Origin of the sequence: Gemella sp. oral taxon 928, assembly GCF_001553915.1 — a bacterium.
In the GTDB taxonomy this organism is placed as follows: domain Bacteria; phylum Bacillota; class Bacilli; order Staphylococcales; family Gemellaceae; genus Gemella; species Gemella massiliensis.
In genome coordinates this window covers 913,661-930,236 of sequence record NZ_CP014233.1, presented here as the reverse complement: position 1 = coordinate 930,236, position 16,576 = coordinate 913,661, and the positions used below count along the sequence as shown (strand labels likewise).

14 protein-coding genes and 1 pseudogene are annotated in these 16,576 nt (G+C 29.9%); 1 reads left to right on the top strand and 14 read right to left on the bottom strand.

Translation table 11 applies throughout. The features are described 5' to 3' along the window. Nucleotides 1-185: 185 nt before the first annotated feature. The 8 genes from AXE85_RS04215 to cmk form a co-directional block, all read right to left on the bottom strand. Complete coding sequence (locus AXE85_RS04215) at nt 186-1,874, bottom strand: septation ring formation regulator EzrA (protein ID WP_062173321.1); 1,689 nt, start codon at nt 1,872-1,874, stop codon at nt 186-188. A gap of 276 nt (nt 1,875-2,150) precedes the next feature. Continuing rightward, entirely contained in the window at nt 2,151-2,933 is a 783-nt protein-coding gene (gene codY, locus AXE85_RS04210) for a GTP-sensing pleiotropic transcriptional regulator CodY (RefSeq protein WP_021752568.1), read from the bottom strand. Nucleotides 2,934-3,013: 80 nt separating this feature from the next. Beyond that, a complete protein-coding gene (gene trmFO, locus AXE85_RS04205) occupies nt 3,014-4,318 on the bottom strand; it encodes an FADH(2)-oxidizing methylenetetrahydrofolate--tRNA-(uracil(54)-C(5))-methyltransferase TrmFO (RefSeq protein WP_062173320.1) in 1,305 nt (434 codons plus the stop codon). Between the two features lie 15 nt (nt 4,319-4,333). Continuing rightward, nucleotides 4,334-5,575, bottom strand: a complete 1,242-nt coding sequence (gene thiI / locus AXE85_RS04200; RefSeq protein WP_062173319.1) for a tRNA uracil 4-sulfurtransferase ThiI — start codon at nt 5,573-5,575, stop codon at nt 4,334-4,336. Next, a complete protein-coding gene (locus tag AXE85_RS04195; RefSeq protein WP_062173318.1) occupies nt 5,565-6,713 on the bottom strand; it encodes a cysteine desulfurase family protein in 1,149 nt (382 codons plus the stop codon). Before AXE85_RS04195 ends, thiI begins: the two co-directional genes overlap by 11 nt. Before the next feature lie 211 nt (nt 6,714-6,924). Next, nucleotides 6,925-7,350 carry an acyl-CoA thioesterase family protein gene (locus tag AXE85_RS04190; RefSeq protein WP_062173317.1) on the bottom strand — a complete coding sequence of 142 codons (426 nt, stop codon included), beginning with the start codon at nt 7,348-7,350 and terminating at the stop codon, nt 6,925-6,927. Nucleotide 7,351: 1 nt separating this feature from the next. Next, nucleotides 7,352-7,939 carry a lysophospholipid acyltransferase family protein gene (locus AXE85_RS04185; RefSeq protein WP_062173316.1) on the bottom strand — a complete coding sequence of 196 codons (588 nt, stop codon included), beginning with the start codon at nt 7,937-7,939 and terminating at the stop codon, nt 7,352-7,354. 13 nt (nt 7,940-7,952) lie between these two features. Then, nucleotides 7,953-8,627, bottom strand: a complete 675-nt coding sequence (gene cmk / locus AXE85_RS04180) for a (d)CMP kinase (RefSeq protein WP_062173314.1) — start codon at nt 8,625-8,627, stop codon at nt 7,953-7,955. A 221-nt stretch (nt 8,628-8,848) separates the two neighbouring features. Between cmk and AXE85_RS04175 the strand changes: the two genes are divergently transcribed. Further along, entirely contained in the window at nt 8,849-9,832 is a 984-nt protein-coding gene (locus tag AXE85_RS04175) for a DDE-type integrase/transposase/recombinase (protein WP_062174720.1), read from the top strand. A gap of 349 nt (nt 9,833-10,181) precedes the next feature. On the opposite strand, the gene AXE85_RS04170 is transcribed toward AXE85_RS04175, so the two are convergent. From AXE85_RS04170 to rnpM, 6 genes and pseudogenes are all read right to left on the bottom strand, one after another. After that, complete coding sequence (locus AXE85_RS04170; RefSeq protein WP_062173312.1) at nt 10,182-11,555, bottom strand: glycine--tRNA ligase; 1,374 nt, start codon at nt 11,553-11,555, stop codon at nt 10,182-10,184. 280 nt (nt 11,556-11,835) lie between these two features. Then, a complete protein-coding gene (locus tag AXE85_RS04165; RefSeq protein ID WP_062173310.1) occupies nt 11,836-13,434 on the bottom strand; it encodes an ABC-F family ATP-binding cassette domain-containing protein in 1,599 nt (532 codons plus the stop codon). Between the two features lie 63 nt (nt 13,435-13,497). Continuing rightward, complete coding sequence (rbfA, locus tag AXE85_RS04160) at nt 13,498-13,854, bottom strand: 30S ribosome-binding factor RbfA (protein WP_062173308.1); 357 nt, start codon at nt 13,852-13,854, stop codon at nt 13,498-13,500. Between the two features lie 13 nt (nt 13,855-13,867). Further along, nucleotides 13,868-15,978 (bottom strand): annotated as a pseudogene (gene infB, locus AXE85_RS04155) (translation initiation factor IF-2). After that, on the bottom strand, nt 15,978-16,289 hold the full coding sequence (locus AXE85_RS04145; protein ID WP_062173302.1) for a L7Ae/L30e/S12e/Gadd45 family ribosomal protein: 312 nt from the start codon (nt 16,287-16,289) through the stop codon (nt 15,978-15,980). The pseudogene infB and the gene AXE85_RS04145 overlap by 1 nt, the downstream one beginning before the upstream one ends. Beyond that, a complete protein-coding gene (gene rnpM, locus AXE85_RS04140; RefSeq protein ID WP_062173300.1) occupies nt 16,289-16,576 on the bottom strand; it encodes an RNase P modulator RnpM in 288 nt (95 codons plus the stop codon). Before rnpM ends, AXE85_RS04145 begins: the two co-directional genes overlap by 1 nt.

The following is a 16,576-nucleotide window of genomic DNA, read 5'->3' as shown; positions in this document are numbered from 1 at the left end:
GTCTTAAATATAATTATCTAATTTATCTATAATACCCATTTTGATAACTAAAATTTTTTTAATTCTATCAACTATATTTAGTATTTTATCCTTATTTTTTCTCATGCCCCATATTTTACATAAAACCTAAAAAAAGTATTTAATATAGATTTTTATACTCTATATTAAATACTTTTCTTATTATTTTATTTAATAGAATTCCTTATGCGTTCATATGCTCCGGGTTCTATCTTATCTAAAGAATTTCTAATTATTTCTAACGTTTTATTATAACGATATTCACGATAGTATTGTTCAGCAACTGTTAGTTGTTGATGCAATTCAACATTATCTTTTCTGTACCTGTTGGCATAACGAATTAATTTTTCAATCAATTCTATGTCAGTTAAGATGGTATTTACTTCAGAACGATAAATCTCCAATGACTCCTCTGCTTCTGCTACGGAACGTTTTAATAAATCTATATTAATAGGTTCTTTTCTTAATTCTTCTAAGGCATACTTGTAACTATCCGTTACATCTTTGTATAAAACAATAAATCTGTCGCTAAAACCGGGAACTCTGGAATTATCAAGTTTACGTTTAATAACCTCTTTCTCCTGATTAATAAATGATAATTTTTCTCTGGCAATACCCTCTTCTTCACGAAGACTGGTTAAATACCTTGAATAATTCGTTTGATCTTCCTCTATCTTCTCAAGTCCTTGACCTAGAAGTTCGACTTTTTCTTTTAAGTCTTTATAGTTAAGTTTCGGTTGATTATTAATATAAACGTCAATATCGTGTTTAATATTCAACAGATTATTTAACTCATCATAATAGTTTGCTACCATTTCTTCATCTTTTTGATAAATTTGGTATCTATTTTTTATTTCTTGAATATTATTATACAATGCTTCATTTAATTGGTCTTGTAAATTTAATTTATTTGTAATTTCACGATAGTTTTCTTCAATGTATTTCTTATACTCAAGTTCTTTTTTCAAATCTTTTGAAATCTCATCAATTACATCGTAAATTCCATCTAAAATATTTTCTATTAAATCAATATCTCCGGACTTCACCTTATCTCTTGCATCATTTAATTGCCACACACTGCTTTCTATTTTACCTGATATGTCTAAATGATTTAATTTAAAACCTTTTTTCTCCATTTCTTCTACTTTAAGACGTAGTGCTTGAATTTGTGCGGGACATGTTTTTTCGATTTCTTTCAACAGATCCGGAAGTATTTCCATTCTTTCTTTCAAATTTAATACAACATCTTTAATATGTACAATTTTTTCTTGTGCTTCTATGTACTTACCTGTTGAAGTTAACAATTTAAAATCATCTAATTGTGGTGCTATTTCTTTAATTTCTAATTCAAATTCTTCAGCAGCAGTGCCATATTGATGACGTTTAGCTAATAATTCACGGTTAAGTTCTTTATACTCTTGAACAATCTCCTCATAAAGTTCTTTATTACTAGGTTCAATTTCAGCTAACTCTTTAATTTCTTTTCTTATACCTGATATTCTATCTTTAATATTAGCGATTAATTCACCACTATTCATAATAATTTCATCAGCTTTTTTAAAGTTAAATTTGTCGATATATCCTTCTGCACTGTAAAGATCTTTATCTAATTCTTCAATATCAATACTTTGAATTTCGTACCATTCACTTTCCCAACTTGCATAAAGTTTTTCTGCCTTACCTGATATATTTATTGCTTTTATCTGCTTCAAATCATCAGATAGCGTTTCTCTTTCTAGCTCATCTTTCATAACTAAAAGAGGGTATAAATCTTGTTTTTTCCTGTTTCTTAAGATAAATAGTGCCACTATACCACCAAGAACAAGGACACACACAAATAAAAATATATATGTCATATATCTTCCCCCTGAAATTTTCATTAATTTATTAAATACAATAAAACCTATCAAAATTATACCATTTTTAAGAAAAAAAACAAAGTATTTATATCCATTTTTTCCTAAAAATTTTACTAGGTATATTAGAAAAATATATATAAATTAATAATAACATATTATCTTGAAAAAATAATAATAAAAATAAATTTATTGATATATATTTAATACTAATCATTTTTATTTTTAAGTAAAAACCCTCACCTTTTATGTGAGAGTTTATAACAATTTTACATTTTAATATTCATTAGAAAAAATTAACTCTAGGAAATAATCCTTTAACACTTTTATATATGTTCCTTTCATTCCTAAGGATTTTGACTCGATAATACCTGCACTTTCTAATTTACGTAGTGCATTAACAATAACTGAGCGCGTAATTCCCACTCTGTCTGCTATTTTGCTGGCAATAAGCAATCCTTCTGTTCCGTTTAATTCTTTAAAAATATGCTCAATCGCTTCTTTTTCTGAATATGAAAGAGAATTTAACGCCATATTAACCATATCTTTATCACGTGCCAGATTTTTTTCTTTATCTTGTTTTTCGTGCATGATTTCTATCCCAACTACAGTTGAAGCATATTCAGCAAGGACTAAATCATCGTCTTTAAAATCACTATCCATTCTACCGATAACCAGTGTACCTAATCGTTCACCACCACCACGAATTGGTAAGATTACCGTATAAGTATTACCTTCAAATCTTTCTTCTTCTTCTTCAGGAAAAATAGAAAGTTCATTTTTAAATGGAATATTTACTTTTGTTGCATAAACCTTCATCGTAGCATCCAGATATGCTTTAGGAACTTTTCTATCTTGGATTATTCTTTCCATTCTTTCATTAGAGTAATCAATAATAGAATCATACCCTAATATATTCCCTTCAACATCTAATATATAAACTACCGAGTCTAATATTGGGCTAAGACGCATTGCCATTGCTTCGAAATCAACGTTGTCATGTCTTCCTTCTTGTAAAATTGTGCTTATTTTTCTTGTTTTTTGTAATAAACTTGCCATTTTTTTCTCCTTACAAAAATACTTCCCTGCTTATTATAACACCTATTTTGCAAAATTGTAAGACTTTTTTTGAAATTTAATTAATTAATTTTGAAATTTTCTAAAATTTCTAATGATCTTTTATCATATCTTGTATATTTTTCTTTTTTATCTTTTATTTTCTCTTCCAGTGGTTTAATTATTCCAAAATTTGCATTCATAGGTTGAAAATTCTTATTTGTATTATCAACAATATAGTTCGCCATCGCTCCAATCATTGTCTCCGTTGGAAAAATTACTTCTTTACCCTCAGTATTATATATAGCATTTAAAGCCGCTACAATCCCTGATGCCGCACTTTCTACATACCCCTCTACTCCTGTCATCTGCCCTGCAAAATAAATATTTTTTTCTTTTTTTAAACGGTATGTTCTTTCTAACAGTTGTGGTGAATTAAGATAAGTATTTCTGTGCATAACGCCGTAGCGAACAATATTCGCATTTTCTAATCCCGGTATTAAATTAATAATACGTTTTTGTTCTCCCCATTTTAAATGCGTTTGAAACCCTACGATATTATAAAGTGTCCCTTCTTTATTATCTTGACGTAACTGCACTACTGCATATGGTCTTTTTTCTGTTTTCGGATCTTCTAAACCTACAGGTTTCAACGGACCGAATAATAGTGTTTTTTCACCACGTTTTGCCATTTCCTCAAATGGCATACATCCCTCAAAATAAATTTCTTTTTCAAATTCTTTTAGCGGTGCTACTTCGGCATTTATCAATTCATTATAAAAAGTATAAAATTCTTCTTTTGTCATAGGACAATTTAGATATGCAGCCTCTCCTTTATCATAACGTGATTTTAGATATACTTTTTCAAAATTTATTGAATCTTTTTCAATAATAGGAGCTGCTGCATCATAAAAGTATAGACCGTCTTGGTTTGTATATTTTCTAATATCTTCACTTAATAAATCTGTAGTTAAAGGTCCTGTAGCCACGATTACCGGAACATCACCTTTAGGTATCGCTGATATTTCTTTTTCTATAATATTGATATTTGGATGATTTTTTATTTTTTCTGTTATCATCTCTGAAAAGCGATCTCTGTCTACTGCCAAAGCACCACCTGCCGGAACTTGAGTTGTATCGGCACATTCTATAATAATAGAATTAAGTCTTCTCATTTCTTCTTTCAACAGTCCGACCGCGTTTGTTATATTGTTAGCTCTTAATGAATTTGAACACACCAACTCCGCAAAATTTTTCGTTTTATGTGCCGGTGTCATTTTTTTAGGACGCATTTCATATAAATCTACCTTAACACCACGTGTTGCTAATTGCCATGCCGCTTCACTTCCGGCTAATCCTGCTCCAATTACGATTACTTTTTTTTCCATCAAATTCTCTCTTTCTTATAATAAATCTGAAAATTCATCTTGTAAATTTTTTTCTATTTCTATATTTTTAGTTGTTACTTTTCCATTTTTATCAAATAAATAAGTTTCTATACTCGCTAAAGTTTTTTTAATTAGTTCTGAATAATCATCACGCATTTCATATTCTACTATTTTCTCTAATTTTGGTTTTGTTTTAGGCGATTTTGGTGTAAAAATAGTACAACAATCTTCAAATGGTAAATTAGAAATTTTCAAAGTGCCTATCTCAGTTGCAATTTTTATTATATCAACTTTATCCATTGTTAATAGCGGACGTAATATCGGCATATTGGTAACAGCATTAATGCAGTTCATTGATTCCAGTGTTTGACTTGCTACCTGACCTAATGATTCCCCGGTTGCTATAGCAAGACAATCTTCTTTTTTCGCAACTTCTTCCGCTATACTCAACATAAAACGGCGTGTTGAAGTCATAGTATAATTAGATGGTATTCTCTTTACTATTTCTGTTTGTAATTCTGTAAAATTTACCACATGTAATTTTACTCTTCCTACTACTTCACTAAGTTTTGTTGTTAAATCAAAAATTTTATTCAAAGCATCTTGGGATGTGAATGGTGGTGATTGAAAGTGAATCATTTCCACTTCAACACCTTTTACCTGCAAAGTATGAGCTGCCACCGGTGAGTCAATACCGCCAGAAAGCAATAATAATGCTTTTGATGATGTATTTACAGGAAAACCTCCAACACCTTTTATAAAATCTGTGAAAATAAAAATCCCTTCACTTCGTACCTCTACATTAATAATAAAATCCGGTTGTTTTACATTTACTTTCAAATTTGGGTAATTTACCAATACGTAACTTCCAAAAATATTATTTAATTCATTAGTATTATAATCAAAATGTTTATTCGATCTTTTAGTTTGGATTTTAAATGTGTAATTTTTATCTAATTTTGTATTCAATAAACTATCTATTATTTTTTTTGCTTTATCTATATTCAAATCAGCACGTAATACCGGTGAAAAATTATGAATTCCGGGTATGTGTTTTAATTTTTCTATGATTTCATCTATATAATCGTTGTTATCAAAATGAATATACATTCTATCTCGTTTAGTTTGAATATGAAATCCTTTTAATCCCTGTAAATTATAACGAATATTTTTTGTTAATTTTTTTAAAAATTCATTTCTGTTACCAGATTTTAGAGTAAGTTCCCCATATCTGATTATAATATGACTATATTCCACTCTCTATTACCTCTTTAAATTTTTTGTATTCTTCTTTAAATATGCTAATAAATGTTTCAATCTCTTCTAAAGTTGTCATATAAGAAAAACTGACTCTAATGCTTCCTTGGATATTTTCTTTTGATAATCCTCGTGCATACAAGGCTTCATTCAAATGAAATGTTTTTGATGAACAAGCACTTGTTGTTGATACCATTATATCATGTTCATTAAGGGCGTTAACTATTGCCTCTCCTTTTATCTTCGGTAAACTTATATTTAATATTGAATTAACATAATTATCATTTAATGGAGAATTTAAAACTACATATTCTAATTGTCCCAATTCGTCAATAATTTTCTTTTTAAAAACTTTATGTTGTTCTTTAGCAATATCTATTTTCTCAAATGATAGTCTTAATGCTTTAGCTAGTGATACTGCACCCGCTACATTAACCGTTCCACTTCGTAACCCGGCTTCCTGCCCCCCTCCGAATGTAATATTATGTACTGTACGACGTGATTTTAAATACAGTAGTCCAACACCTTTTAAACCATGAAACTTATGTGCAGAGATTGAATAGCTGTCAACCTTGGTCAAATTAATTTTCTCTTTTATAACCCCTTGTACACCATCAACATGAAAATGTACTTTCGGATAATTTTCTAATATCTTGATTATCTGTTCTATAGGCTGCACCGCACCAAAAATATTATTAACATGCATAACACTTACTAAAATCGTTTTTTTTGTTAATAAAGATTTTAAATGTTCAAGATTGATAAATCCATGTTTATCAACATCAACATAATCAAGAACAAAACCTCGGTGTTCTAATTCCCTAAACGTTTCTAATACAGATGGATGTTCAATTTTAGAAACAATAATACGATTACCAAAATCTTTTTTATGTTCTACGCTTCCCAATAAAGCAATATTATTACTCTCCGTTGCACACGATGTAAAATATAAAGTATCGCTATCAACACCCAATAAATTTGCTATTTGTTCACGTGCAGCCGTTAATAATTTATTAGCGGTTTTTCCATATTTATTAATACTGGCAGGATTGCCGAAATATGTGCTGTTAACTTCAACGAATGTTTTTAAAACTTCTTCATACGGCTTTGTTGTTGCACAATTATCTAAATATATCATATTATTTCCTTTCAATATATTTCTTTACTTATTCATTAATTACTATAAAAGTATATAACAAATAATACGTTTTATCAATAGTAGTTAATTAAAACAAATATAACTATATAGATATAGGTTTTTTATAAAATTAAATTTTTATTATCAAAAAATATAAATCATAAAATAAAATAGCACTAGGGATAATATTCTATGTGCTATCTTATCTAAACTATTTTCCATTATTTACAACATCTCTTAAAATTTGATCCCATTTAGGAAGGTTTCTATCTATTCTAACAGCTCTTTCTCCATTAATTTTTAAAATGCTATGTGAAGATGAAGCTAGAATAATAACTTCTTCATTTATTAGAAATTCATAAGAAAAAATTGTTTTAACACCGTTATGTTTGTCAATCCATACTTTTATAAAGATATCTTGATTTTCAAATTTAATATTTTTTCTTATTGAATATTTTACTTCAATATCGGCATAATATAAATCATACTCTATAAGACTATCAATATTAATGCCTAAACTACTAAAAAAATGTTTTTTAGCAAGATTAAGCCATTCATAAATATATTTATTATCTAAATATCCCGACTTGTTAAAAAATTTCTTTTGCAATTTGAATTTTATAGTTTTTTCATACATATTATCTCTCCTTAGCAATTAAATTAGAAATAGAGTTCATTAAAATCTCTGTTATTTCATCATGAGTTTTACCAGATTCTTTTAATGCTGTAGCATCTATTTCGTCACCTACAACTATCTTTATTTTAGAAAATAATCTAAAATTCTTGTTAGGTATTATAGCAAACGGTAATATTTTTGTTTTTGCCCTTGTTGCTATAAATGACGCTCCGTTATGTGATTCACCCAAACTAAGCTCTTTAGATTTAGAGCGAGTACCTTCCGGAAATATTCCGACTACTTCTCCTTCTTTTAATAATTTTATACTCTTATTTATTGCCGTTTTATCAAATGTTCCTCTTTTAATCGGTATAGCACCTGTTGACTCTAATGCCTGCTTTACAAAAAATATTTTAAACAATTCTTCTTTTGCAATAAAACGAATATTTTTAGAGAAAAATGCCGGAAATAAAAGCGGATCGTGATTACTCAAATGATTCCCGGAAATAACTATTCCTTTGGCATTTTCAATTTTTGAACCATTTATTATTGTTACCTTATAAAATATTCTATAATAAATCGATAGTAATATTTTTATAAATTTATACATAAATACACTCCCTCTAATTTAAAACATTTTTAATAAGTAAAACTATTTTCTCTACAACTTCATCTATAGATAAATCCGTTGTATCAATTAAAATTGCTGAATTAACTTTTACAAGGGGAGCAATTTCTCTATTTTCATCTTGATAATCACGTGCTGCAATATCCTTCATAACATTTTTAAAATCAACGTCTGTAATACCTTGTTTTTTAAAATCGAGAACTCTTCGTCTTGCCCGTTCTTCTACACTTGCCGTCAAAAATATTTTCACATCAGCATTAGGTAAGACAACAGAAGCAATATCTCTACCATCCATTATTATATTACCTACCTCTGATAAATTTCTTTGACTGTCAATCAGAAAATTACGCACAGCGGGAGATTTTGAAAATAAAGATGTATATTTCGACACTTTTGCCGTTCTTATTTTATCACTCACATCTTCTTTATTTATAAAAACATGCTGAATTCCATTTATGAATTTAACTTCAAAATTAACTTGTTTTAATAATTCAACTATTTTTTCCTCATATAATTCAGTTAAATTATTTTTTAAAAAATTATATGTTAATGCTCTATACATAGCTCCAGTATCAACGTAATTAAATCCTAATTTGTCAGCAACCAACTTAGTTATTGTACTTTTCCCCGATCCTGCCGGACCATCAACAGCTACTGATATATATTTCATTTTATACCTCACGAAAATTTACTTTTATTTCTCCTAAAATTAATTAGACATCTAAACAATTAATATTATAACATATACCACATTTAATCTCTAGTTTAATAATAATTTTATCTTAAATTAAATTGTAGTGTTACAATAGATGTGAGACATATAATAAAAAAAAGAAGAGTAAATCCTGTATAATGAAGTTACCTACAAATCAAAAAAAGGAATTTACTCTTATGAAAACTATTATAACAGAAAATATAGAAAAAACACAACGATATATACCTCATACTTTACAAACAAGAATAGCTGCAGTTAAAACTTATAGAAATGGTAACTCTATTCGTTTTGTTTGTAGGCGCTATAAAATATCAAAAGCCTCTCTTTTGCGTTGGAATAAAAAATATGACGGTACTAAAGAGTCTCTTATAGATAAGTCTCATAGACCTCATTCCATTCACCCTAACGCCCATACAGTTGAAGAATTGTCTTGGATTAAAAATCTTATTAAACGTAATCCTAATATTTCTATGATTGAATTATATGCTAAACTTAAATTCAACAAAGGTTATAAAAGACATCCTTGTTCTTTATTTAGAGTGCTTAGAAAATTAGGCTTTTATAAAGATACTAAGAAAAAAGTAATTCCTTATAAACCTAAACCTTATGACACACCTACTGAAATTGGTAAAAAATGGCAACTTGATGTGAAATATGTTCCTAAACGTTGTTATGTAGGAAAAATTCCTGATAAATTTTATCAATATACTATCATTGATGAAGCTACTAGGGAAAGATTTATTTTCCCTTTTAAAGAACAATCATCATACTCTACTGTTCAATTTGTTAAAATGGCTATTGATTATTTTGGGTATAAACCCAAGATAATTCAAACTGATAATGGTTTTGAATTTACACATTTTAAAGATACTAAACGAATACACCCTTTTGATGTATTGTGTAATAATCTTGGCATTAAACATCAACTTATTAGACCTAGAACTCCTAGACATAACGGTAAGGTTGAACGTAGTCATAGAAATGATAATGAACGTTTTTACAGGCGTTTATCTTTCTTTTCGTATGATGATCTTATATCTCAGATGAAAAAGTATCTATATCGCTCTAACCGTCTTCCTATGCAGACTTTAAATTGGCTTTCTCCTGTTGAAAAAAGAAAAGAGTTACGGAAAGAGTCTATAAAAATATGCCGGCTTTAATTCCTTGTTAGATAATAGATTTCACAACTTATTTGTCAAGGACAAGGGCTACGCCTTTTTCAAATCCTTGACAAATAAGTTTTAGAAATCTGAAATGTTCTCTAAGGAATTAAAGCTGGCAAATCTAATCAAATAATGTAATTTACGTCGGGGGCTTCATACGGTTTACATAGAAGCTAGCTTCTATGTAATTCTATTATATCCGGTATTTATTTTTTACTTTTTTTGTCTCACATCATTTACAAATGTACAAATAATAATTTTATCTTAAATTAAATATAGGAGACGGATAAAAAATACATTTTTTATTCCGCTCCTACAATATTTCCGATTAACTTATAATAAATCTTTAGAATTTTATTTTTTTCGAAATATATTCTTTAAGTTCACTTATTGGAAGACGAGTTTGTTCCATAGTATCACGATCACGAATTGTAACCATTCCATCATTTTCTGATTCGAAATCATATGTTATACAAAACGGAGTTCCTACTTCATCTTGTCGTCTGTAACGTTTACCTATAGAACCCGTTTCATCAAAATCTACCATAAAATCAGTTGATAATTCTTTATATATTTCCTCAGCTTTATTACTTAATTTTTTAGAAAGTGGCAATACAGCCGCTTTGAACGGTGCTAGTACCGGATGAAATTTAAGCACTGTGCGAGTATCATTTTCTCCAACCTGTTCTTCATTATACGCATCGCATAAAAACGCTAATAAAACTCTATCAACACCAACAGACGGTTCTATACAATATGGAATATACTTTTCTTTTGTTGATAAATCTTGATATGATAAATCTTGACCTGAATATTCCATATGTTGTTTTAAATCATAATCTGTTCTATCGGCAACACCCCAAAGTTCTCCCCAGCCAAATGGGAATTTATACTCTATATCGGTTGTTGCATTTGAGTAATGTGATAATTCTTCTTTTTCATGATCACGCAAACGAATATTCTCTTTTGTCATTCCTAGGTCTAGTAACCATTTTTCACAATAATTACGCCAGAAAGAATGCCACTCTAAATCTTCACCGGGCTGGCAGAAAAATTCAAGTTCCATTTGTTCAAACTCACGAGTTCTGAAAATAAAATTACCGGGTGTGATTTCATTACGAAATGATTTACCGATTTGCCCAATACCAAACGGAAGTTTTTTACGCATACTACGTTGAACATTTTTGAAATTAACAAAAATTCCTTGTGCGGTTTCCGGGCGCAAATAAATTTGACTTGTCGCATTTTCTACAACACCTTGATTTGTTTTAAACATAAGATTAAACTGTCTTATATTTGTAAAATCATGTCCGTTACACTCAGGACATTTAATATGTTCACGTTTTATAATATTTTCCAATTCTTCAAATGGTAATCCGTCTACAATTACATCTTCATTTTTTTCACTAAAGTAGTATTCTTCAATTAACTTATCAGCTCGTAATCTTGATTTACAAATTTTACAATCCATCATCGGATCACTAAAATTACCAATATGCCCCGATGCTTCCCAAGTACGTGGATTCATGAAAATAGCAGCATCTAATCCTACATTATATGGTGATTCTTGTATAAATTTTTTCCACCATGCTTTTTTTACATTGTTTTTCAATTCAACACCAAGCGGACCATAATCCCATGTATTAGCTAAACCGCCATAAATTTCAGAACCCTGAAATACAAAACCTCTATTTTTTGCTAATGATAAAATTTTTTCCATTTTTATTCCTCCTAAAATTAAAATATAAAAACCCTAGATATGCTAAGCATATCTAGGGACGAAAATTTTCCGCGGTTCCACCCTGATTAGTAAAAACTCAACTCATTTTTAGTATTAAATTATATTAATGCCATTTTAAAATTATTGATCTTTCACCATCATCAACTCGCTCTAATATAGATATTTTACCATCTATTTATTAAAGTTTCAAGTAATTGCAGTGATTTTATAAACAAAATATTTACATTAATTATTAATAGTTTTCATTTAATACAAATTTTTATTCTATTATACCTTTAAATCTTAAGTAGTTTTCATAATCCATCTCTTTATTAATGACCCCATCCGGTGTCAACTCTATTACTCTATTGGCAATTGTTTGAATAAACTCATAATCATGTGATGTAAAAAATACAGAACCTTTAAACTGTATAATTCCTTCATTAACAGCTGTAATTGATTCCAAATCGAGATGGTTGGTTGGTTCATCAAGTAAAATAACATTAGCTTTTGATAACATCATTTTAGATAACATACATCGCATTTTCTCTCCACCTGATAACACATGAGCTTTTTTCAATGCTTCTTCACCCGAGAACAACATTCTTCCTAAAAATGAACGTAAGTAAGCCTCTGATTCTTCTTCCGGTGAAGCATATTGTCGTAACCACTCAACTAACGAAAGTTTTAATCCCTCAAAATATTCTGTATTATCCTTTGGCATATAACTACGTGATGTTGTAATACCCCATTTTACAGTCCCGCTATCCGGTTCTAGTTCACCGGCTAAAATTTTTAACAGCGTAGTTTTTGCCATTTCATCACCTAATAAAATAACTTTATCGTTTGGATTTGCTACAAAACTAATATTGTTTAATATTTTTTTACCGTCAATTGTTTTACTAACACCATCAACAATTAATAAATCATTACCAATTTCTCTATCCGGTGTAAAGCGAACGAATGGATAACGTCGACTACTTGGCTTAATATCCTCAAGTGTAATTTTTTCCAACATTTTTTTTCTGCTGGTTGCTTGTTTTGATTTTGAAGCATTTGCAGAAAAACGGGCGATAAAATCCTGAAGTTCCTTAATTTGCTCTTCTTTTTTCTTATTAGAATCTTCTGCCATACGACGTGCTAATTGACTTGAATGATACCAAAAGTCATAATTACCAACATATAGTTGAATTTTACCAAAATCTAAATCACAGATATGAGTACAGATATTATTTAGGAAATGTCTATCATGACTGACTACGATAACCGTATTTTCAAAATTAATTAGAAATTCTTCCAACCATTTTATAGCACTGATATCAAGACCGTTGGTCGGCTCATCAAGTAACAATACATCCGGATTACCAAATAATGCCTGTGCCAATAATACTTTTACCTTAATCGCATTATCTAATTCTCCCATAAACACATGATGATATTCAACACCAATTCCAAGACCTTCTAATAATTGAGCAGCATCACTTTCAGCATTCCAACCGTCCATCTCCGCAAATTCTCCTTCAAGTTCTGCAGCAATAATACCGTCTTCTTCAGTAAACGGATCTTTCATGTAGATTTCGTTTTTTCGATTCAAAACACTCCATAATTTCTCATGCCCCATCATTACAACATCGATAACTTGATTTTCCTCATAGGCAAAGTGATTTTGACGTAATACCGCAAGGCGTTCTCCTTTTCCTAATGATACATGCCCTTGCTGAGAATCAAGCTCTCCCGAAAGTAATTTTAAAAATGTTGTCTTGCCCGCTCCGTTAGCTCCAATAAGACCATAACAATTACCATTTGTAAATTTAATATTAACATCTTCAAACAGTTTTCTATCTGCAAAACGTAAACTTAAATTTGTTACTTGTAACATTCTTCTCTCCTTTGTTAATAATTGACAAGCTCACCACAATCATTGATGAGCTTATCAATTTTATTATTTATTTTCTTCTTTTTTACTAACACTTGCAATTAAATTTTCAATGTGGAGTGCATACTCACTTGTTGTATCGTATTCAAAAATAAATTCTGGAAATTTTCTTATTTTTATTTTTTTTGCTACTTCACTTTTTACAAAACCTTTAATTTTTGCAAGAGAATTTTTTGTTTTTTCTTTCTCTTTTTCTCCACCTAATACAGTGTAATAAACTTTAGCTTGAGAGTAATCTCCTGTCAAAACAACTTCTGTTACAGTTACAAATCCTAAGTTATGATTTTTTACTTTTGTGGTCAATACATAAGTAATTTCTTTTTTGATTTGCTCGGCAAGTCTGTTGACCCTTACTTCTGACATATACTATTACCTCCTATTTTTTTACTTCTTCCATTATATATACTTCAAAGACATCTCCTTCTTTAATATCATTGAAGTTCTCTACAGTCATACCGCATTCATAGCTACTTTGAACCTCTTTAACATCATCTTTAAAACGTCTTAATGTATCGATTTCTCCCTCATAAATAACTACACTATCACGAATAACACGTACTTTCCCATCACGTGATACTTTTCCTTCTGTCACGTAAGCACCCGCAATAGTACCAACTTTCGATACTTTGTACACTTGTCTTACTTCGGCAAGACCAATTACTTTTTCTACAAACTCCGGATCTAAAAGACCGGTCATAGCAGATTCAATTTCTTCAATCACTTTGTAAATAATACTGTGTAGACGAATATCAACTTGTTCAGTTTGTGCCATTTGTTTAGCATTATTATCAGGGCGTACATTAAATCCAATTACTACAGCTTTAGAAGCTATTGCTAATGTAATATCAGATTCGTTAATTGCTCCCACACCTGTGTGAATAATACGTACATTAACACCCTCTACATCAATTTTTGCAAGTGACATGGCCAAAGCTTCCACAGAACCTTGCACATCCGCTTTAATAATAATATTAAGATCTTTCATTTCACCTTGTTTCATTTGTTCAAATAAGGTATCTAATGATACAGCAGAATTTGCTTGACGTGTTGTTTCAATATATTGTTGTTGACGAATTTCACCAATATGACGAGCAGTTTTTTCATCACCGAATACAACAAATCTATCTCCGGCATTCGGGACATCTTGAAGTCCTGTAATCTCTACCGGTGTAGACGGTTTTGCTGTTTGAATATTTTTATTACGATCATTAATCATAGCACGAACACGACCAAAAGTATTACCGACAACCAACGGATCACCAACGTTTAGACTTCCGTTTTGAACTAATAACGTAGCTACTGCACCACGTCCTTTATCTAATTTTGCTTCAATTACCGTACCTAGTGCAAGACGGTTTGGATTTGCTTTTAGTTCTTGCATTTCTGTTACTAATAAAATATTTTCTAACAATTCATCAATGCCGTCACCTTTTAGTGCAGAAATAGGCACAAAGATAGTATCTCCACCCCAATCTTCCGGAATTAAACCATATTCAACTAATTCATTCATTACACGATCGGGATTAGCCTGCGGTTTATCCATTTTATTAACAGCCACAATAATAGGTACATCAGCTGCCTTTGCGTGATTAATTGCTTCAATGGTTTGAGGCATAACACCGTCATCAGCGGCTACTACCAAAATAGTTACATCTGTAATTTTTGCTCCTCTTGCACGCATAGTTGTAAAGGCTGCATGTCCCGGTGTATCTAAAAACGTAATCTTTTTATTTTTTGCTCGAACTTGATAGGCTCCAATATGTTGAGTAATACCGCCGGCTTCTCCTGCTGTTACATGAGTATTTCTAATAGTATCCAGTAATGTGGTTTTACCATGATCGACATGCCCCATAATTGTAACGATCGGTGCACGCTCTTTTAAATCTTTTTCTTCATCTTCCGCCTCAAAGTATAAATCTAAATCTTCTTTATTAATTTCTACTTCTTCTTGAATTTCTTTACCGTAATCAATGGCAATTAATTCGATTTGTTCCAACGTTAATGATTGATTAATATTTGCCATTATTTTAAGTTCCATAAATAATTTTTTAATTAGTTCGGTTGAATTGATATTTAATATTGTTGATAATTCTCCAACTGTCATCCCATCTTTAACTAAGATTGTATCTTCAGAAATTGTTTCTTCTGTCGGTACTTCTATAATAGCCGGCTGTTGTTTTTGAGATTTTTTTATACGTTCTTTTTTATTTTTATTTTTTTTCTTTTTACTTTTTTTACCTTCTTGTTCTACTTGCTGGTTAATATTTTTTGTTTGTTATTTTTCTTTTGAGGCTTGTTTTCTTTTTTATTCTGTTTTTTAGTATCTATTTTCTTTTTAAAAATACTGTCTAATTTCTCTAACCCCTCTTGTGTTAACATTGACATATGGTTAGATACTTCGATATTAGCCTCTTTTAGTATATTTATTAATTCTTTTGATTGTTTTCCGATTTCTTTGGCATATTCATATACTCTGACTTTTTTCATTACTGTCGTCCTCCTTCTTCCAATAATTGTTTAAACTTTTTTATAAATCCGTCATCTATTATTCCTACAGCTACTCTATTATCACGACCGATAGCAGCACTAATTTGTTCCACTGTGAAAAAAGTTACGTTTTCTACTTTATAAAAATTTGATTTATCTTCTAATTTCTTTTTAGTGTTTGCCCCACAGTCTTTGGCAATAACTAACAATTTTATTTTTTTATTTTTAAGATTCTTTACTATTAAATCTTCTCCGGTAATAAGTTTTCCTGCACGTTGCATTAAACCTAATAAATTAAATACTTTGTTCATTATTTTTTTGGTATTGACTTTCTATATATTAATCTAATAACTTCCTTATATATTGGTTCCATTTCTTCCGAGGTTGCACTGAAAAATTTTTCTAATTGTTTTTTTTCTTGTGCATTTTCGATTACTTCTAAATCTGATACAACATATGCACCACGTCCGGCTTTTTTACCTGTTGGATCAACGGAAATTTCCCCTTCTTTATTTTTTACTATTCTTAATAACTCTTTTTTAGGGAACATTTCATTTGTTAAAATACATCTTCTTGTTGGAATTTTTCTCTTTTTCAT